The 16,461-nt window shown below is 41.6% G+C and carries 12 protein-coding genes and 2 tRNA genes; 7 read left to right on the top strand and 7 right to left on the bottom strand.

Annotated elements, in window-relative coordinates; translation table 11 throughout:
* The 4 genes from B0184_RS08875 to B0184_RS08860 all read left to right on the top strand — a co-directional run bounded on the left by B0184_RS08875 (position 1) and on the right by B0184_RS08860 (position 2,831).
* Positions 1-510, top strand: coding sequence for a PTS sugar transporter subunit IIA (locus tag B0184_RS08875; protein WP_039851199.1), 510 nt, complete (start codon positions 1-3; stop codon positions 508-510).
* A 14-nt stretch (positions 511-524) separates the two neighbouring features.
* The gene (gene rapZ / locus B0184_RS08870) at positions 525-1,382 is read left to right on the top strand and encodes an RNase adapter RapZ (RefSeq protein ID WP_005708392.1); all 858 of its coding nucleotides are present in this window, start codon (positions 525-527) and stop codon (positions 1,380-1,382) included.
* Positions 1,383-1,498: 116 nt separating this feature from the next.
* Positions 1,499-2,122, top strand: coding sequence for a hypothetical protein (locus B0184_RS08865; RefSeq protein ID WP_005708375.1), 624 nt, complete (start codon positions 1,499-1,501; stop codon positions 2,120-2,122).
* Between the two features lie 64 nt (positions 2,123-2,186).
* A complete protein-coding gene (locus B0184_RS08860) occupies positions 2,187-2,831 on the top strand; it encodes a hypothetical protein (RefSeq protein WP_005708394.1) in 645 nt (214 codons plus the stop codon).
* 139 nt (positions 2,832-2,970) lie between these two features.
* On the opposite strand, the gene B0184_RS08855 is transcribed toward B0184_RS08860, so the two are convergent.
* Positions 2,971-3,044: transfer RNA gene (locus B0184_RS08855), tRNA-Cys, on the bottom strand.
* A gap of 15 nt (positions 3,045-3,059) precedes the next feature.
* Positions 3,060-3,135: transfer RNA gene (locus tag B0184_RS08850), tRNA-Gly, on the bottom strand.
* Positions 3,136-3,365: 230 nt separating this feature from the next.
* Here B0184_RS08850 and B0184_RS08845 point away from each other — a divergent pair.
* The 3 genes from B0184_RS08845 (at position 3,366) to B0184_RS08835 (ending at position 7,544) form a co-directional block, all read left to right on the top strand.
* Complete coding sequence (locus tag B0184_RS08845) at positions 3,366-4,415, top strand: ABC transporter substrate-binding protein (protein WP_005708381.1); 1,050 nt, start codon at positions 3,366-3,368, stop codon at positions 4,413-4,415.
* A gap of 98 nt (positions 4,416-4,513) precedes the next feature.
* Positions 4,514-6,499 (top strand): ABC transporter permease, encoded by a 1,986-nt coding sequence (locus tag B0184_RS08840; RefSeq protein WP_078177676.1) that lies wholly within the window; start codon positions 4,514-4,516, stop codon positions 6,497-6,499.
* Position 6,500: 1 nt separating this feature from the next.
* Positions 6,501-7,544, top strand: a complete 1,044-nt coding sequence (locus B0184_RS08835; protein WP_005708380.1) for an ATP-binding cassette domain-containing protein — start codon at positions 6,501-6,503, stop codon at positions 7,542-7,544.
* Between the two features lie 41 nt (positions 7,545-7,585).
* Here B0184_RS08835 and holA read toward each other — a convergent pair whose 3' ends face one another.
* The 5 genes from holA to sucA all read right to left on the bottom strand — a co-directional run bounded on the left by holA (position 7,586) and on the right by sucA (position 16,145).
* Positions 7,586-8,608, bottom strand: a complete 1,023-nt coding sequence (gene holA / locus B0184_RS08830; RefSeq protein WP_005708376.1) for a DNA polymerase III subunit delta — start codon at positions 8,606-8,608, stop codon at positions 7,586-7,588.
* 71 nt (positions 8,609-8,679) lie between these two features.
* The gene (locus B0184_RS08825) at positions 8,680-9,186 is read right to left on the bottom strand and encodes an LPS-assembly lipoprotein LptE (protein WP_005708371.1); all 507 of its coding nucleotides are present in this window, start codon (positions 9,184-9,186) and stop codon (positions 8,680-8,682) included.
* Positions 9,187-9,279: 93 nt separating this feature from the next.
* Positions 9,280-11,865, bottom strand: coding sequence for a leucine--tRNA ligase (gene leuS / locus B0184_RS08820; protein WP_005708379.1), 2,586 nt, complete (start codon positions 11,863-11,865; stop codon positions 9,280-9,282).
* 206 nt (positions 11,866-12,071) lie between these two features.
* On the bottom strand, positions 12,072-13,301 hold the full coding sequence (gene odhB, locus B0184_RS08815) for a 2-oxoglutarate dehydrogenase complex dihydrolipoyllysine-residue succinyltransferase (RefSeq protein WP_005708389.1): 1,230 nt from the start codon (positions 13,299-13,301) through the stop codon (positions 12,072-12,074).
* Positions 13,302-13,331: 30 nt separating this feature from the next.
* Positions 13,332-16,145, bottom strand: coding sequence for a 2-oxoglutarate dehydrogenase E1 component (gene sucA, locus B0184_RS08810; protein WP_005708391.1), 2,814 nt, complete (start codon positions 16,143-16,145; stop codon positions 13,332-13,334).
* Between the last annotated feature and the right edge of the window lie 316 nt (positions 16,146-16,461).

Genomic DNA, 16,461 nt, shown 5'->3' with positions numbered 1-16,461 from the left:
ATGCAATTAACAGAATTTTTAACGCCAGAACATATTTATTATGGTGTGGTCGTTTCAAGTAAAAAACGCTTATTAGAGTTAGCGGGCAAAACGGTTGCTGAATCTCTCCAGTTAGAATACAGTCTTAATACAAAAGAAATGTGCCCTGTGAACTGTTTTGAAAATTTGTTCAAACGCGAAAAATTAGGTTCCACAAGCATCGGTAATGGCATTGCATTACCACACGCAAAACTGCCTTCTGATTGTACTGAACTTAATCAACCCATTGCTCTCTTTTTTAAATTAGAACAGCCGATTGATTATGAAGCCAGTGATAATAAAGAGGTTGATTTGGTTTACGCAATGATGTTTCCTGAAGGCTGTTGTGAAAAATACAAAGGCTGTTTGCAGCAAATTGCCCAAAAACTTAGCGATAAAGCATTAGCTAAACAGCTCAGAGCAACACAATCGGCAGATGAAATCTGGCAGATTTTGGCATATATTGATAGACAATCAGAAACAGAAGAGTAGTTGGTGGGTTTATTATGGAACTTATCATTATTAGCGGGCGTTCAGGTTCAGGCAAATCGGTTGCATTACGTGCGTTAGAAGATGTGGGATATTACTGCGTAGATAACATTCCGCTTCCGTTAATTCCGCAATTAGCAGAGTACCTCTCGAAGTCAAAAGAATCAGCGGTTGTGAGCCTTGATGTTCGAAATTTGCCCGAAGATGCAAAAGTTTTAGATGAACTATTTGCTAAACTTTCACCTTATCACGTGAAATTGTTGTTCTTAGACTGCGAGCGAAGCACGCTTATTCGCCGTTATAGTGATTCTCGCCGCTTGCATCCGCTTTCGAGCCAAGATTTATCTCTCGAAAGTGCGATTGATTTGGAAGAACGCCTGTTAGAACCATTGCTTCAACAAGCTAATTATATTATTGATACCACCCATCTTTCTTCACACGAACTGGCAGAAAATTTAAGAACGTTGTTACAAGGGTATCAAGAGAAAGAGCTAAATATCGTATTTGAATCTTTCGGCTTTAAGTATGGTTTGCCAGCTGATGCAGATTATGTGTTTGATGTGCGTTTCTTGCCTAATCCGCATTGGAACCCAGAACTTCGCCCAATGACGGGGCTTGAGCAGCCTGTGATTGATTTTTTAGAGCGACAAACAGAGGTGCATCAATTTATTTATCACACACGCAACTATTTAGAAATGTGGTTGCCTGCGCTTGAAAAAAACAACCGAAGTTATTTGACCATAGCCATTGGGTGTACGGGAGGAAAACACCGCTCTGTTTTTGTGACGGAACAACTCGCAAAATATTTTCAAGCGAAAGGCAAAAAAGTGCAAATTCGCCACCGTAGTTTGGAAAAACATCACAAAAAAGCCTAAATTTACATAAATATACAAGACTTTACGGAACATTTATTTTGAAAGTCGGTCTATACAGCGTACAATATAGAAACCTCTCTATTGAGGGATATTTATTTTAGACAAAGGAAACTTAAATGACTAAATTTACTAAAATCAGTGCAACAGCATTATTTGCATTATTTTTAACCGCTTGTGATAAACCAGCTGATAAAGCCGCTGAAGCACCAAAAGCAGAAGCAACACCAGCAGCACAAACTCAAGCACCTGCTCAAGCTGAAACAACAACACCAGCAGCACAAGCTCAAGCACCTGCTCAAACTGAAACCGCAAAACCAGCGGTGCAATTAAGTGCAGAGGAGTTAGCTCAAGGTAAAGCAGATTTACAAAAAATCTTAGATTGGAACAAAGCACAAGAGCAAGCAGCAAACGCTGCTCAACAAAAACTTCAAACTGAATTAGCAACAAATGACCCCCAAAAAGTAGAAACAGCATTAGTTGAATTCATAAAAACTGTAGATGAAACAGTAAAAACTTTAGATGCGGTAGAGGTGAAAAGCCCATTAGTTGCTGCATTTAAGGCAAAAACAAAAGAAGTTTTAACTTTATCAAGCTCAATCGTAGCAGATTCTGTAAAAGTGATGGCTCAGCCAACACCTGAATCACAAAATGCATTAGCAGAGAAAACACAGCAACTTATCCAAGAAGGCAACGTGTTACAACAATTACAAGCTGAATTACAACAAACTTTCGGCGAATAATTTTAGATTCAGACAATAATAACAATGGCTAGTGTTTCGCTAGCCATTTTTTTGAGGTTTAATTATGACTAAATTAAAAACATTAAGTGCGATTGCATTATTATCTGCACTTTTAGCCGCTTGTGATAAACCGGTAGAAACAACATCTAATGTTGCAAACACAGCACCCGCAGCCCAAACCGGAATGAAACCAGAAACTGCACCAAGCAATCACGAAAAAACGGAAGTGAGTGCCGAGGAGAAAACTGCTGAATTAGTAGACACGGGGGCAGAAGATTACAAAAAATTCCGGGAATGGCAAAAAACTCAAGAACAAGGTATCGAAAACGCAATTACCTCTGAAGTAGAAAAACTAGGCGACAAAGCAAAAGATGAAAAATTATTGCGCGATGTAATGAATAGAGCGTTATTAGCTCAAGCTGATACGATTAAACAAAGTGCAGATACTTTGCAAATTACTGATGAGAAAGTGAAACAACTTAAAGAAAAATCTTTAGAAGTCTTAGCATTAGGCATACAATTGATGGCAGAAGGCGAAAAAGTAGCTCAGCAGCCAACGGAAGAATCGCATAAAATTTTTAGCGAATTACAAGCGAAATTAGATCAAGTGGCGAAAGAGGGAAAGGCATTAGAAGCTGAGTTAATTAAAAAATACGAAGCTGCGCCAGAGCAAAAAGCTGTGGTTGAATCTACAACTGAAAATAAATAAGGTTGTAATGTTTATTTGACATTAAAGGCATATGGGATAATTGGGTTCTATATGCCTTTTTAATAGGTATAAGAATATGGATATTTTATACTAGTAATTAGCTAATTGATTCTATATGAAAATTTAAAGTAAATTAAAATGGAGGCGTGTCCCGGAGTCGAACCGAGCTACATGGATTTGCAATCCAGTGCATAACCGCTTTGCTAACACGCCATAAGATAAGAAATATGGAGCGGGAAACGAGGCTCGAACTCGCGACCCCGACCTTGGCAAGGTCGTGCTCTACCAACTGAGCTATTCCCGCATTTGGAGTGTTGTGCTAAACAACGAGGTGCATTTTACGGATTATCAAAATGAAGTCAAATAAAAAATCTCAATTTGTCGTTATTTTATGTTTAACTGCCTAAAAAAAGATCGTATTGTTGGTTTTTAAATATAATTGAATGGAATAAAACTAACACTTGACACCCCCAATCTATGTGATACAGTCCACTCCATTCACTTTTATATATACAACATTCTTGGAGCGTGAATATGCAACTCAAATTAAAATCTTTACTTTGTTCTTTAGGCTTAGCTACAACGGCACTACTTGCCTCTCATAATGTACAAGCAGAAGGGCGTTTAACCATTTATTGCACGGTGCAAAATGCATTGTGTGAAGACGTAGCAAAACGTTTCTCCGAAAAATATGATGTGCAAACTTCCTTTACGCAAATGAGTACCGGCACGATTTTAGGCAAATTAAAAGCTGAAAAATCAAATCCACAAGCCGATGTTTGGTATGGCGGTACGATCGACCCCCATTTTCAAGCGGCTGAATTAGGTTTATTAGAAGCATATCGCCCGAAAAATCAGGCAAACATTTTGCCACAATTCCAAAAATTGATGGCATCGGACAAAGGAAACTATACTTCTGCAACCTATATGCTAGTTCTTGGCCTAGGGGTAAATACCGAGAAATTAAAAGCTCTTGGACTTGAGATGCCAAAAAAATGGGAAGATTTACTCAATCCGAAGTTGGCTGGCGAATTGCAAATCCCAGATCCTCGCTCATCTGGCACAACCTATACCATTATGGCAACCCTTATCTCACTTTGGGGCGAAGAAAAAACCTTTGATTACCTCAAAAAATTGGATGCCAATATTTCACAATATCCAAAAAGTAACCTAGTGACTTCTAATCTTGTGCGTGGTGAAGTAGCAGAAAGCATTGGTTTTACACACGCCTACATTACTGAAAAAGAGAAAGGCAATCCAATTGAATATGTGATTCCACAGGGTAAAGTAGGCTACGCATTAGGCGGAACCAGTATTGTGAAAAATGCTCGTAACTTAGATAATGCTAAACTTTTCGCAGATTTTGTGCTTACCAAAGAGATCCAAGAATTGCCTTGGCGAGAGCATCATCTTTATCAATTACCATCCGTTATCGGTGCTGAGATTTCGCCATTGATGCCAAATGCGGAAAAATTAGATTTTGTGGAATACGATTTTGATAAATTTGGCTCAAGTGAAGAAGGAAAACATCTGATCAATAAGTGGGTGGAAGATGTAAAATTAGGTGATAAACTTGCTAAATAGCCTTATTTTCCCGCAAGCGGTTAAATTTTTGTTAGAATTTGCAAAATTTTGAAGAAATTTAACCGCTTTCTCTTTGAGCAAATATAACGTAAATACCGATGTTTTCTACCCAATCCCGATTTTGGTTGATTTTGCCCTTGCTTGCCTTTCTCGTGTTTCCATCACAGGCGTTGCACTATGGGCTTTTTGATTCCACCGCAAAAGAAATTTTGGTAGCAATAGGCTGGCGTAGTGTTAATATCACATGGCTCTGGTTTTTACCTTTATTGGCAATTGAATTTTTTAAACATCCAAAAGCCAAAATCGGCTTTTTAGTTGCTTTTTTAGGGCTGATTTTTCTCTCAGCAAAACTCACTGCAACCAGTTTTGGCTACGCAACGCTCTTTTTATTTCTCTCCATTTTTATTTTATTCACCGAAAACATCGCCAGACTTGGCATTTTACGGGGCGATCGCTTTATTATTGGTACATTGCTTGCGAGCCTGATTGTCCTTTGTGTTTTCATCCTCTTCCCAATGTTTTCGATTTTAAGTGCAATTGTCTATATTAATGGCAAATTTTCGCTTGATGAAGCCTTTAGAACCTCCCAACAACCGCATTTACTCAAAGTAATTTGGCAATCTATTAGCGTTTCTGCAAGCGTTGGGTTGCTTTCTACTTTTTTTGGGCTTTGCTTTGCCCTTTACACTACTCGCATTGCTAAAAAAACGAAATTTATCAGCAAGTTATTCTCAATCTTACCGATTGTGACCCCGCCTTTTGTTGTCGGGTTAGGTGTGGTGCTATTGATGGGGAGAAACGGCACGATTACCCATTTTTTAGTTGAACAGTTCGGCATCAACAAAAACTGGCTTTATGGCTTTAATGGCATTTTGCTGTCGCATACGCTTGCTCTTACACCAATGGCATTTATGATTATTGAAGGAGCGTTGCGATTTATTCCTGCTAATTTGGAAGAGGCAAGTTACAGCCTCAAAAGCTCGCCAAGCCAAACTTTCCGCCATATTTTATTTCCGCTGTTGAAACCTGCTTTGGCAAACTCCTTTTTGATTACTTCTATTCAATCGCTTTCAGATTTCAGCACGCCATTTGTGTTGGGTGGAAATTATGATGTGTTAGCAAGCCAAATTTACTTTTATATCGTTGGTTCACAGCCAGATTACACCACCGCAAGCACAATGGGCGTAATTTTGCTTGCCTTTTCATTAGCGAGTTTTTTCATTCAATATCAATGGCTTGGCAAACGCTCTTATCAAACCTTAGCGGGCAAAGGTAATCAAACAAGTCATTTACCTCTTGCAAGCGGTCTAAAATGGTTGATTTCTTGCATTTTGCTCGTTTGGATTACCTTTAATGCGATTTTGTATGGTTCGATTTTCTTCGGCAGTTTTGTAGTCAATTGGGGCGTGAATCACAGCTTTACAATCGAACATTATCTCCGTTTATTTGGGCAAGGCTTGGATTTTGGTGGTTTTCCATCGCTGATTCATACGCTGATTTTTGCACTTTGTGCTGCGCCCATTACGGCGCTGTTTGGCGTATTGATCGCCTATTTAACTACGCGCGTACAGTTCAAAGGCAAATCCTTTTTTGAATTTATCGCCTTGCTTTGCTTTGCGATTCCAGGCACGGTAGCCGGCGTTTCTTATGTGATGGCATTCAACGATGCACCGATTTACCTTATGGGATCAGCCGTGATTATTGTGCTCTCCATGGTGACGAGAAATATGCCAATTGGGATGCGTTCCGCCATAGCAGGGCTGGCACAAATTGATGTGAATCTTGAACAAGCATCTAAATCGCTTAAAGTTAGCCCGTTTAAAACGTTTCTGTTTATTATTTTGCCACTGCTTCGCCCAGCGTTGCTTTCAGCATTGGTGACTAGTTTTGTTCGTTCAATGACTACAATGAGTGCGATCATTTTCTTGGTTACGCCGAATACGCAAGTGGCGACCGCCTATATTTTAAACCGTGTAGAAGATGGCGATTATGGAATGGCGGTTGCCTATGGTGCGACACTCATTGTAGTAATGATGCTTGTGATTTTGGGCTTTAATAAATTAATAGATCGTAAAGGTTCGTGAAATGCAAGGCTATTTGAGATTAGAAAATATCCATAAATCGTTCGGTAATACCGAAGTCATCAAAGACTTTAATTTACATTTAAAACAAGGCTCAATGACGACTTTGCTTGGTCCATCAGGTTGTGGCAAAACCACCATTCTTCGCCTAATCGCAGGCTTAGATTTGCCCACAAGCGGTCAAATTTTCTTGGAAGATTGTGACATTACTCAAGCTACACCACAAGATCGTGATATCGGCATCGTGTTCCAATCTTACGCCTTATTTCCGCATTTAACCGTCGCGGAAAACGTGGGCTATAGCCTGAAAATGCAAGGCGTTAGAAAAGGAGAACGGGAGATGAGAGTCGCCGAAGTGCTCGCCTTAGTTGAATTATCAGGCTTGGGAGAACGAATGATCGACCAACTTTCGGGTGGGCAACAACAACGTGTTGCCTTGGCGCGCTCATTGATTTTAAAACCGAAAGTGCTACTTTTTGATGAGCCTTTGAGTAATCTGGATGCCAATCTTCGTCGAGTAATGCGAGAGAATATTCGTCATCTTCAGCAAAAACTGAACATCACCGCCCTTTATGTGACGCACGATCAAGCGGAAGCTTTTGCAGTTTCGGATGAGGTGATTGTGATGAACAAAGGCGAGATCGTCCAGCAAGGAGTACCACAAACGCTTTATCGCCAACCCCAAAATGCGTTTATGGCAAAATTTATGGGCGAAGTGAATTTATTGCCTGCAGAAAAACAGGGAAATCAGCTGAAAATCGGCAAACATCTTTTAGTTGTTGATGAAGAGCAATTCCCGCAAGCGGATGGACACTACACACTTGGCATCCGCCCAGAAGCGGTGAAATTATCACAAAATCTTGCAAGTTCGGAACACATTGGTGAAGTGCATAATGCCGTTTATATGGGAAGCTATTGGGAGTTACAAATTCTCTGGCAAAATCAACCGCTTACGGTTTATGCAGGTATTGCAGAGTATGATGAAAATATTAAGCAATACGGTTTGATTTTTCAGCGAGAGGGGATGTTTTTGTTAGGCATAACCTAGAAAATAGGCATATAGAGTTTTCTATATGCCTGATAATTTGATTACTTAAACCCCAACGAAAACCTTTCTAGCTCTATCCACACATCATCACTAAATTCTTGCTTCACTGCTTTTTCAAGCTGGGCTAAGTCTTGAATCAATCTATATAATTTTTCATAGGTAAAACGCTGGCAGGCTTGAATATAAAAAGCTCGGCGGTTTTGCCAGATTTTCAAGCGGTCAAATTCAGTGCGTAGATTACCGGTAAATAATGCTTGATTAGGAAGCACAGGCGTTGGCGAACGGGTAATTTCTAACAGGGTAAACAGCTCTTTTTGAATAATACGTAACAATACGACAGGCTGCACTTCTTCATTTTGTAGATGTTGTAGAATGTGAACCGCACGGCTTGTTTTACCTTCAAGTAAAGCATCAACCCATTGGAATGGGGTAAATTGAGCAGAAAGTTCTACTACTTCTTTAGCTCGGTTTAGCGTAATTTTTCCGTCGGTAAAACGCAGTTGGAGCAGTTGAAGAATCTGTTTAAGGGCAAGCAAATTGCCTTCATAGCTATAGCAAAGAAGTTGTGCTGCTTCAGATTCAATCTGTAAATCCATCGTTTTCGCACGCGTAGCCAACCAATTGGGGAGTTTACTCATTTCTGGGGTTTGACAATTTACTTGCACTAATTGCGACTCAATTTTGGTAAACCACGTCTGTTTTTCGACCGCTTTACTAAATTTAGGTAAGCTGAAAATCAGTAATAAATCACTATGAGCAAGCTGGCTAAGGGTTTCTAGCTGTTTAGCAATCACAGCAGTCAGATTTTCAGGCAAGTTGAGGATGATGATTTGACGATTAAAAAACAGCCCCATTGATTGAGCCATCTCAAAAATCTCATCCCATTTGGTGTCATTGCCCACGGTGATGTCAGTTTTTTCATCAAAACCTTGCGTGCGAGCGATATGAACAATGAGATCTTTACTTTCATTAAGCAGGAGCAAATCGCTACCTGTAAGCAGATAGAATGGAGAGAGGTTTTTCGAGAGTTGTTGAGAAAGTGCTTCTGGGAAAAGTTTTAGCATAGCATTATTTTAAAGCAGAGATAAACAGGGCGAATGTAATTCGCCCCTACATATGAGCAACGCCGTTGCTATTATTTGGGTTGATTAATCTCTTTATTCAGTCCTGCCATTTTGATAATCAATTGGCGAGAAGCTTGTTGGTACATATCTCGCATAATCATTTCTTGTTCGGCAGATTTTGCCAATGCCGCACGAGAGTCATCAAAGAAGGTGCGATGCACTGACACTTCTAAAGGATAAGCACCTTTATTTGGCACATCAACAATCGCTTGTACGGTCAAGCTTAATAATTTTTCTGCCTCACGTGCTTGTTTAAATACCGAAACCACTTTACTACTGGTTGAAGCATTGACTAAACGTAATTTGGCAATATTCTCTTGCCCTTTTACCAAAGTAACATCATTTAATTGAAGCTGTTGGCGGAGTGTGCGTGAAATATCGCTATGTTCATCAGCACTTTCAAAGGTTAATGTGCGAAGTTCTTGAGGAAGAACATCGTTGTTTTTGAAATGCCAACCGCAAGCGGAAAGCGTTGTAACCGTTGCCACAAGCAGTAAGGTTTTGATTGATTTAATCATAAAAAGTACCTTTATTGTAGGGGGGGGAAATGTAAACGTTTCACGCACGCGTAAAAAATGGTGCGTGGGTTTTCAACCCACACCCCCTACGGATTATGGTTTTACCACCACATTCAACAATTTACCCGCTACATAAATCACTTTGACGATTTGTTGACCATCGGTAAATTTCTTCACGTTTTCATCAGCAAAGGCGATGGTTTTCACGTTTTCTTCATCTGCATCTGCTGCAACGGTAACTTTACCACGCACTTTACCATTCACTTGCACCACGATTAGTTTTTCATCTTCCACCATTGCAGATTCATCGGCTTTCACCCATTCTGCAGTATCGATAGCAGTTTCGTAGCCCAAAGTTTGCCACAATTCAAAGCAGATATGAGGTGTGATTGGGTAAAGCATACGCACTACAGCACTTAATGCTTCTGCCATTACAGCACGATCTTGTTCGCTTTCAAGCGGCGCTTTGGTGAGTTTATTCATCAACTCCATAATCGCCGCAATTGCGGTGTTGAAGGTTTGACGGCGACCAATATCATCGCTCACTTTCGCGATGGTTTTGTGCACTTCACGGCGAAGGGCTTTTTGATCTGCAGAAAGTGCGGTCACATCTAACGCTGTTTTTGCTGGATTTTGTTGGTATTGATAGACCAAATTCCACACACGACCTAAGAAGCGTTTTGCTCCTTCCACGCCTGATTCTTGCCATTCTAAAGTCATCTCTGCTGGAGAAGCGAACATCATAAATAGACGAACCGTATCCGCACCGTATTTTTCCACCATTTCTTGTGGGTCGATACCGTTGTTTTTCGATTTCGACATTTTTGTCATTCCAGTGTGAACCAGTTCGCGACCTTCAGGATCGGTCGCTTTAATGATACGACCTTTCTCATCACGCTCAAGGGTCACTTGTGTTGGACTCACCCAAATACGCTCGTTGGTTGGGCTGGTGTAGTAAAACGCATCCGCAAGCACCATACCTTGGCACAATAATTTGGTGGCTGGTTCATCGCTGGTTACAAAACCTGCATCACGCAAGAGTTTGTGAAAGAAGCGGAAGTACAACAAGTGCATGGTAGCGTGTTCGATACCACCAATATATTGATCCACTGGTAACCAGTAATTCGCTTCGTCTTTGTCAAGCATTGCTTCGGCAAATTTTGGTGACGTATAGCGCGCGTAATACCAAGAAGATTCCATAAAGGTGTCGAAGGTATCCGTTTCTTTTAATGCTGGTGTACCATTAAAGGTGGTTTTCGCCCAGTTTGGATCCGCCTTTATTGGGCTTTTCACACCGTCCATTACTACATCTTCAGGCAGAATAATCGGTAAATCTTCCATTGGTGCAGGCACTACATCGCCATTTTCTAATGTCAGCATTGGAATTGGTGCGCCCCAATAACGTTGGCGAGAAACGCCCCAGTCACGCAAGCGATAATTCACTTGACGTTTACCCACGCCTAATTGTTCGAGTTTATCTGCGATACCGTTGAATGCACCGTCGAAATCTCTGCCGTCAAATTCTGCAGAGTTGATTAATGAGCCATGTTCAGTGAAGGCTTCTTTCGCTAAATCAATTTCTTGACCTGCAAGCGGTGCAATTACTTGTTTGATTTGCAAACCATATTTATTGGCAAATTCGTAGTCGCGTTGATCATGCGCAGGCACAGCCATCACCGCACCTGTACCGTAATGCATTAACACGAAGTTTGCGACCCAAATTGGTAATTTTTCACCTGTGAGTGGATGAATGGCGAACAAGCCTGTTGCCATCCCTTTTTTCTCCATAGTCGCTAAATCAGCTTCTGCCACCTTGGCATTTTTTGCTTCTTGAATGAAAGTAGCGAGTTCAGGATTATTTTCTGCAGCAAGAGTAGCTAATGGGTGTGCTGCGGCAATCCCTAAATAGCTTACGCCATAGAACGTATCAGGGCGAGTAGTGTAAACCGCCACTTTTTCTTTGGTATCCGCTACGTCAAAGGTGATTTCTACCCCTTCAGAACGACCGATCCAATTGCGTTGCATGGTTTTCACCATATCCGGCCATTGCGGAAGATTGTCTAAACCGCCTAATAATTGCTCGGCATAATCGGTAATTTTGATGAACCATTGTGGAATCTCTTTTTGCTCCACAGGTGTATCACAACGCCAGCAGCAACCTTCGTGAACTTGTTCATTCGCCAATACGGTTTTATCGTTCGGGCACCAGTTTACTGTTGAGGTTTTTTTATACACTAAGCCTTTTTTGTAAAGCTCGGTGAAGAACCATTGTTCCCATTTGTAGTAGTCTGGTTTACATGTGGCAATTTCTCGATCCCAGTCAAAACCAAAGCCTAAAAGTTGAAGTTGTTTCTTCATATAGGCGATGTTTTCGTAAGTCCATTTTGCCGGTGCCGTTTTATTTTTGATCGCTGCCCCTTCAGCCGGTAAACCGAACGCATCCCAACCAAAAGGTTGCAACACGTTTTTACCTAACATACGTTGATAGCGTGAAACCACATCACCAATAGTGTAGTTGCGCACGTGCCCCATATGCAGGCGGCCAGAAGGATATGGGAACATGGAAAGACAGTAATATTTCTCTTTAGATTCGTCTTTGATTGCTTTGAAAACTTTATTTTCTGCCCAATATTGTTGAACCTTTGGTTCAATTTCACTTGGATTGTATTGCTGTTGCATAAACTTTAACCTTTACTTAAAATTACAAAAAATTGCCGTGATTTTACCGTAAAAACGTAGGTTTTTGAATTGGTAATTTGCTGTGTGAAGCGTTATCTAAAAATATCCTTTAGCGATTTTGCTAAAACAAGCGGTTAAAATCGGTCTTTATTTTGCAAAAAATAGGGCGAACTTTCATTCGCCCTACTTCCTTTCAATTTATTTTGTTAGATTTCTAACAACAAACGTGTTGGATCTTCTAATAAATCTTTCACGGTAACCAAGAACCCTACAGACTCTTTGCCATCGATTAAACGGTGGTCGTAAGAAAGGGCTAAGTACATCATCGGGCGGATAACCACCTGACCATCAACGGCTACTGGGCGATCTTTGATGGCGTGCATACCCAAAATTGCACTTTGTGGTGGGTTGATGATTGGGGTAGACATCAATGAGCCAAACACACCACCGTTGGTGATGGTAAAGTTACCGCCTGTGAGGTCTTCTACGGTTAATTTACCATCACGACCTTTTACCGCTAACTCTTTGATGGTTTTTTCAATATCTGCCATTGAGAGTTTGTCGCAATTGCGCAGTACTGGTGTCACTAAACCGCGCGGGGTTGAAACTGCAATGCTGATATCGAAGTAGTTGTGGTAAACCACATCATCGCCATCAATAGAGGCGTTGATTTCTGGGTAGCGTTTTAATGCTTCTACTACCGCCTTGATATAGAACGACATAAAGCCTAAACGCACGCCGTGTTGTTTTTCAAATTTATCGCCATATTGTTTGCGTAAATTCATAATCGGTTGCATATCTACTTCGTTGAAGGTGGTGAGCATTGCAGTACTGTTTTTCGCTTCAAGTAAGCGTTCTGCGATACGTTTACGTAAGCGAGTCATCGGCACACGTTTTTCGCTACGTGCAGAATAAGCGACCGTGCTCACGGTGTTTTGTTCGGTAGCAATATTCGCTTTGGCTTGTTGAGCTTCACGTTTGGCAAGGTAAGCGTTGATGTCTTCACGAGTTAAACGACCGCCCACGCCTGTGCCTTGCACTTGGTTCGCTTCAATGCCGTGTTCTGCTAGTAAACGACGGATGGCAGGGCCTTGAGAATCTGCATCTGAATGGTCGTTCTCAATGGCTGATTTTTGGCGATCAGCTGGGGTTGGTTCAACATCGTTATTTGCAACATTTTGGATAAAATCTCCCGCTTGTGCAGTGTTGATTTTGCCTAAAAGTTGAGAAGACACTACGGTTGCGCCTGTTGCTTGAGTGATTTCAGCAAGCACGCCGTCTACAGGTGCAGGCACTTCAAGAACGACTTTGTCGGTTTCGATTTCGACTAAGACTTCATCACGGGTTACTCGGTCGCCCGCTTGTTTATGCCAAGTTGCGACAGTTGCATCTGCAACCGATTCGGGGAGAACGGGAGTGAGAATTTCAGTTGTCATATCAGGTTCCTTTTTTATCTCAAGCCTAAATTAAAGTGTTAAGGCTTGTTCAATCAATTCACGTTGTTGTTTGTTATGTAATGAGGCGTAGCCTACCGCTGGTGCGGCAGATGCTGGTCTGCCTGCGTAAGAAAGTTTTGCGCCTTCTGGAATAACATATTCAAAATTATGTTTGCTGCAATACCAAGCACCTTGGTTTTGAGGCTCTTCTTGGCACCATACGAAATCAGTTACGTGCGCATAAGGCTCAAGGATTTTTGCTACTTCTTCGTAAGGGAATGGGTAAAGTTGTTCGATACGAATAATTGCCACATCAGTTTGTGCTTTTTTGCGACGCTCTTCAATTAAATCGTAGAATACTTTGCCTGAACACATTACCACACGTTTCACTTGGCTTGGTTCGATTGCATCAATTTCACCAATCGCATTTTGGAATGTACCTTCTGTGAGTTCTTCTAATGAAGAAATCGCAAGCGGATGACGAAGCAATGATTTTGGCGTAATCGCAACCAATGGGCGACGCATTTTACGAATCGCTTGACGGCGAAGCATATGGTAAACCTGTGCTGGTGTACTTGGAATACACACTTGGATGTTCTGTTCCGCACAAAGTTGTAAGTAACGTTCAACGCGAGCTGAAGAGTGCTCAGGGCCTTGTCCTTCATAGCCGTGCGGAAGCAACATCACTAAACCACACATTCTGCCCCATTTTTGTTCTCCTGAGCTGATAAATTGGTCAATTACAATTTGTGCTCCGTTGGCGAAGTCACCAAATTGGGCTTCCCAAATGGTTAAGGTTTTCGGGTCTGTGGTTGCAAAACCATATTCAAAGGCAAGCACGGCTTCTTCAGAAAGTACTGAGTCCCACACTTGGAAACGCCCTTGGTTGGCGTGTAAGTGTGTAAGAGGTACAAAGCCTGTACCGTCGTTTTGGTTGTGAACAACTGCGTGGCGGTGGAAGAAGGTACCACGACCTGCATCTTCCCCTGAAATACGCACGTGTGTGCCTTCATCTAATAAAGTCGCATAGGCCATAGTTTCCGCCATTCCCCAATCAAATGGTTTGTTACCAGCAGCCATCTCTTTACGATCGTTGTAGATTTTTTCAACTCGAGAATGGGCTTTGACATTTTCAGGGTATTCTGCCACACGTTTTGTAAGGGTTAGGAAACGATCTTGCGGGAATTGGTTTTCGTAAGGAGCTGTCCAATCGTAGTTGAGATATTGTAACCAATCGACCGCTGCCATATCCATTTCACGCCATTCTGGCACAACGCATTCGCCTTGGTCTAATGCATCGCGGTAATTGTTCATCATCGCAATGGCTTCATCTTGATTGATTACACCTTCAGAGACTAAGCGATCTTCATACACTTTACGCGGTGTTGGGTGTTTTTTGATGATGCTATACATCATCGGTTGCGTTGCTAATGGTTCATCTGCCTCGTTATGACCGTGGCGACGATAAGAGATTAAATCGATGAAAATATCTCGTTTAAAGAGAGTGCGATATTCGACTGCCATTCGTGCTGCAAAAGCGACCGCTTCTGGATCATCGCCGTTTACGTGAATAATCGGTGCTTGGATCATTTTGGCAATATCGGTACAGAACTCTGTTGAGCGAGTGTCGTTCGGATTTGACGTGGTAAAGCCGATTTGGTTGTTGATCACAATGCGAATTGTGCCACCTACGGTATACCCACGAGCGTTTGCCATATTTAAGGTTTCTTGCATTACGCCTTGACCTGTTACCGCCGAGTCACCGTGCACAGTAACCGCTAACACGTGGTCGCCTGTTTTATCGCCCGCCCGTTCTTGACGAGCACGTACAGCACCCACAACCACAGGGTTTACGATCTCTAAGTGAGAGGGGTTGAATGCAAGAGTTAAGTGAACATTTTTATCATCCACAGCAAAATCGGAAGAGAAACCTTGGTGATATTTTACATCGCCCGTACGGTTATCATCTGCGTGTTTGCCCGCAAATTCATCAAAGAGTTCACCAGGTTTTTTACCGAGCACATTAACCAGCATATTCAAGCGTCCACGGTGTGCCATTCCCATCACCACATCATTCACACCTTGACGGCTGGCGTGGCGGATAATCTCTTTCATCATTGGAATAAACGCATCAGAACCTTCAAGTGAGAAACGTTTCGCACCAGGGAATTTCGCCCCGATGTAGCGCTCCAAACCGTCAGCAGCAGTCAATTCTGAAAGTAAATTTACTTTTTCTTCTTTTGAGAAAAGTGGTTTATTCAGCACGCTTTCCATCTTCGCTTGGAGCCAGTTGCGTTGCGTCATATCTTGCACGTGCATAAATTCAAGCCCGATCGTGCCGAGGTAGGTTTCTTTTAATGCTGTCGCAAGATCAGCAAATCTCATCGTATCTTTACCAAACACATATTTACCGACCGTCATGGTTTCGTTTAAATCCGCCTCGCTAAACCCGTGGTAATGGTAATCCAATTCAGGTACACTTGAGGTTTTCCAGCGGTAATAGTTGAGTGGGTCAAGGTTTGCTTGTGTGTAACCACGGAAGCGGTATGCGTTAATCCATTGCAATAGACGCACTTGTTTGGTGCTTGCTTCTGGATCGACGACAGTTACGGCTTCCGGAATGTTTTCACGGGCTAGTTTGCGGAAATAATCACGCACTTGAGAATGGGGTTGTTCAACCACTGTGGTTGAAGGGAAGGAATCAAAAATGGCTTTCCAAGACGCATCAATGGAGTGTGGATCGTCTAGATATTGTTCGTAAATTTCTTCTACGTAAGCCTGGTTCGAGCCTCCGAAAGGGCTGGAGGCGAGCCAATCATCAAAGTTTTTGTATTGATATTGCATAGCAGTCTAACCTTTATGGGTTGTATAGGACTTATCAATTATACTCTAATTTTGGAGTGAGAACTGTGAGCAATGTCATATTTTTAACAAACTTTTAGCAAATCGAGGAGGAAAATTGACCGCATTGAGATGCTCATAATGAATGAAGCAATGAGTATGCCTTCGTATTTGCCTCTGCCAAATCTCCTCAACCCCTCTTTGATAATAAAGAGGAGGATTTTATTAGGGTACTTCAATATTATTTTTCTACATTACTAAAATGTATATGAAACAATGATTCTATTTTTATAAAGGATCCCTGTACAACCCAAACATC

This window comes from Haemophilus paraphrohaemolyticus, assembly GCF_002015045.1.
Taxonomy (GTDB): Bacteria; Pseudomonadota; Gammaproteobacteria; order Enterobacterales; family Pasteurellaceae; genus Haemophilus_A; species Haemophilus_A paraphrohaemolyticus.
Note: the sequence above shows the minus strand (reverse complement) of the source record. Positions and strands in the feature narration are given on the sequence as shown.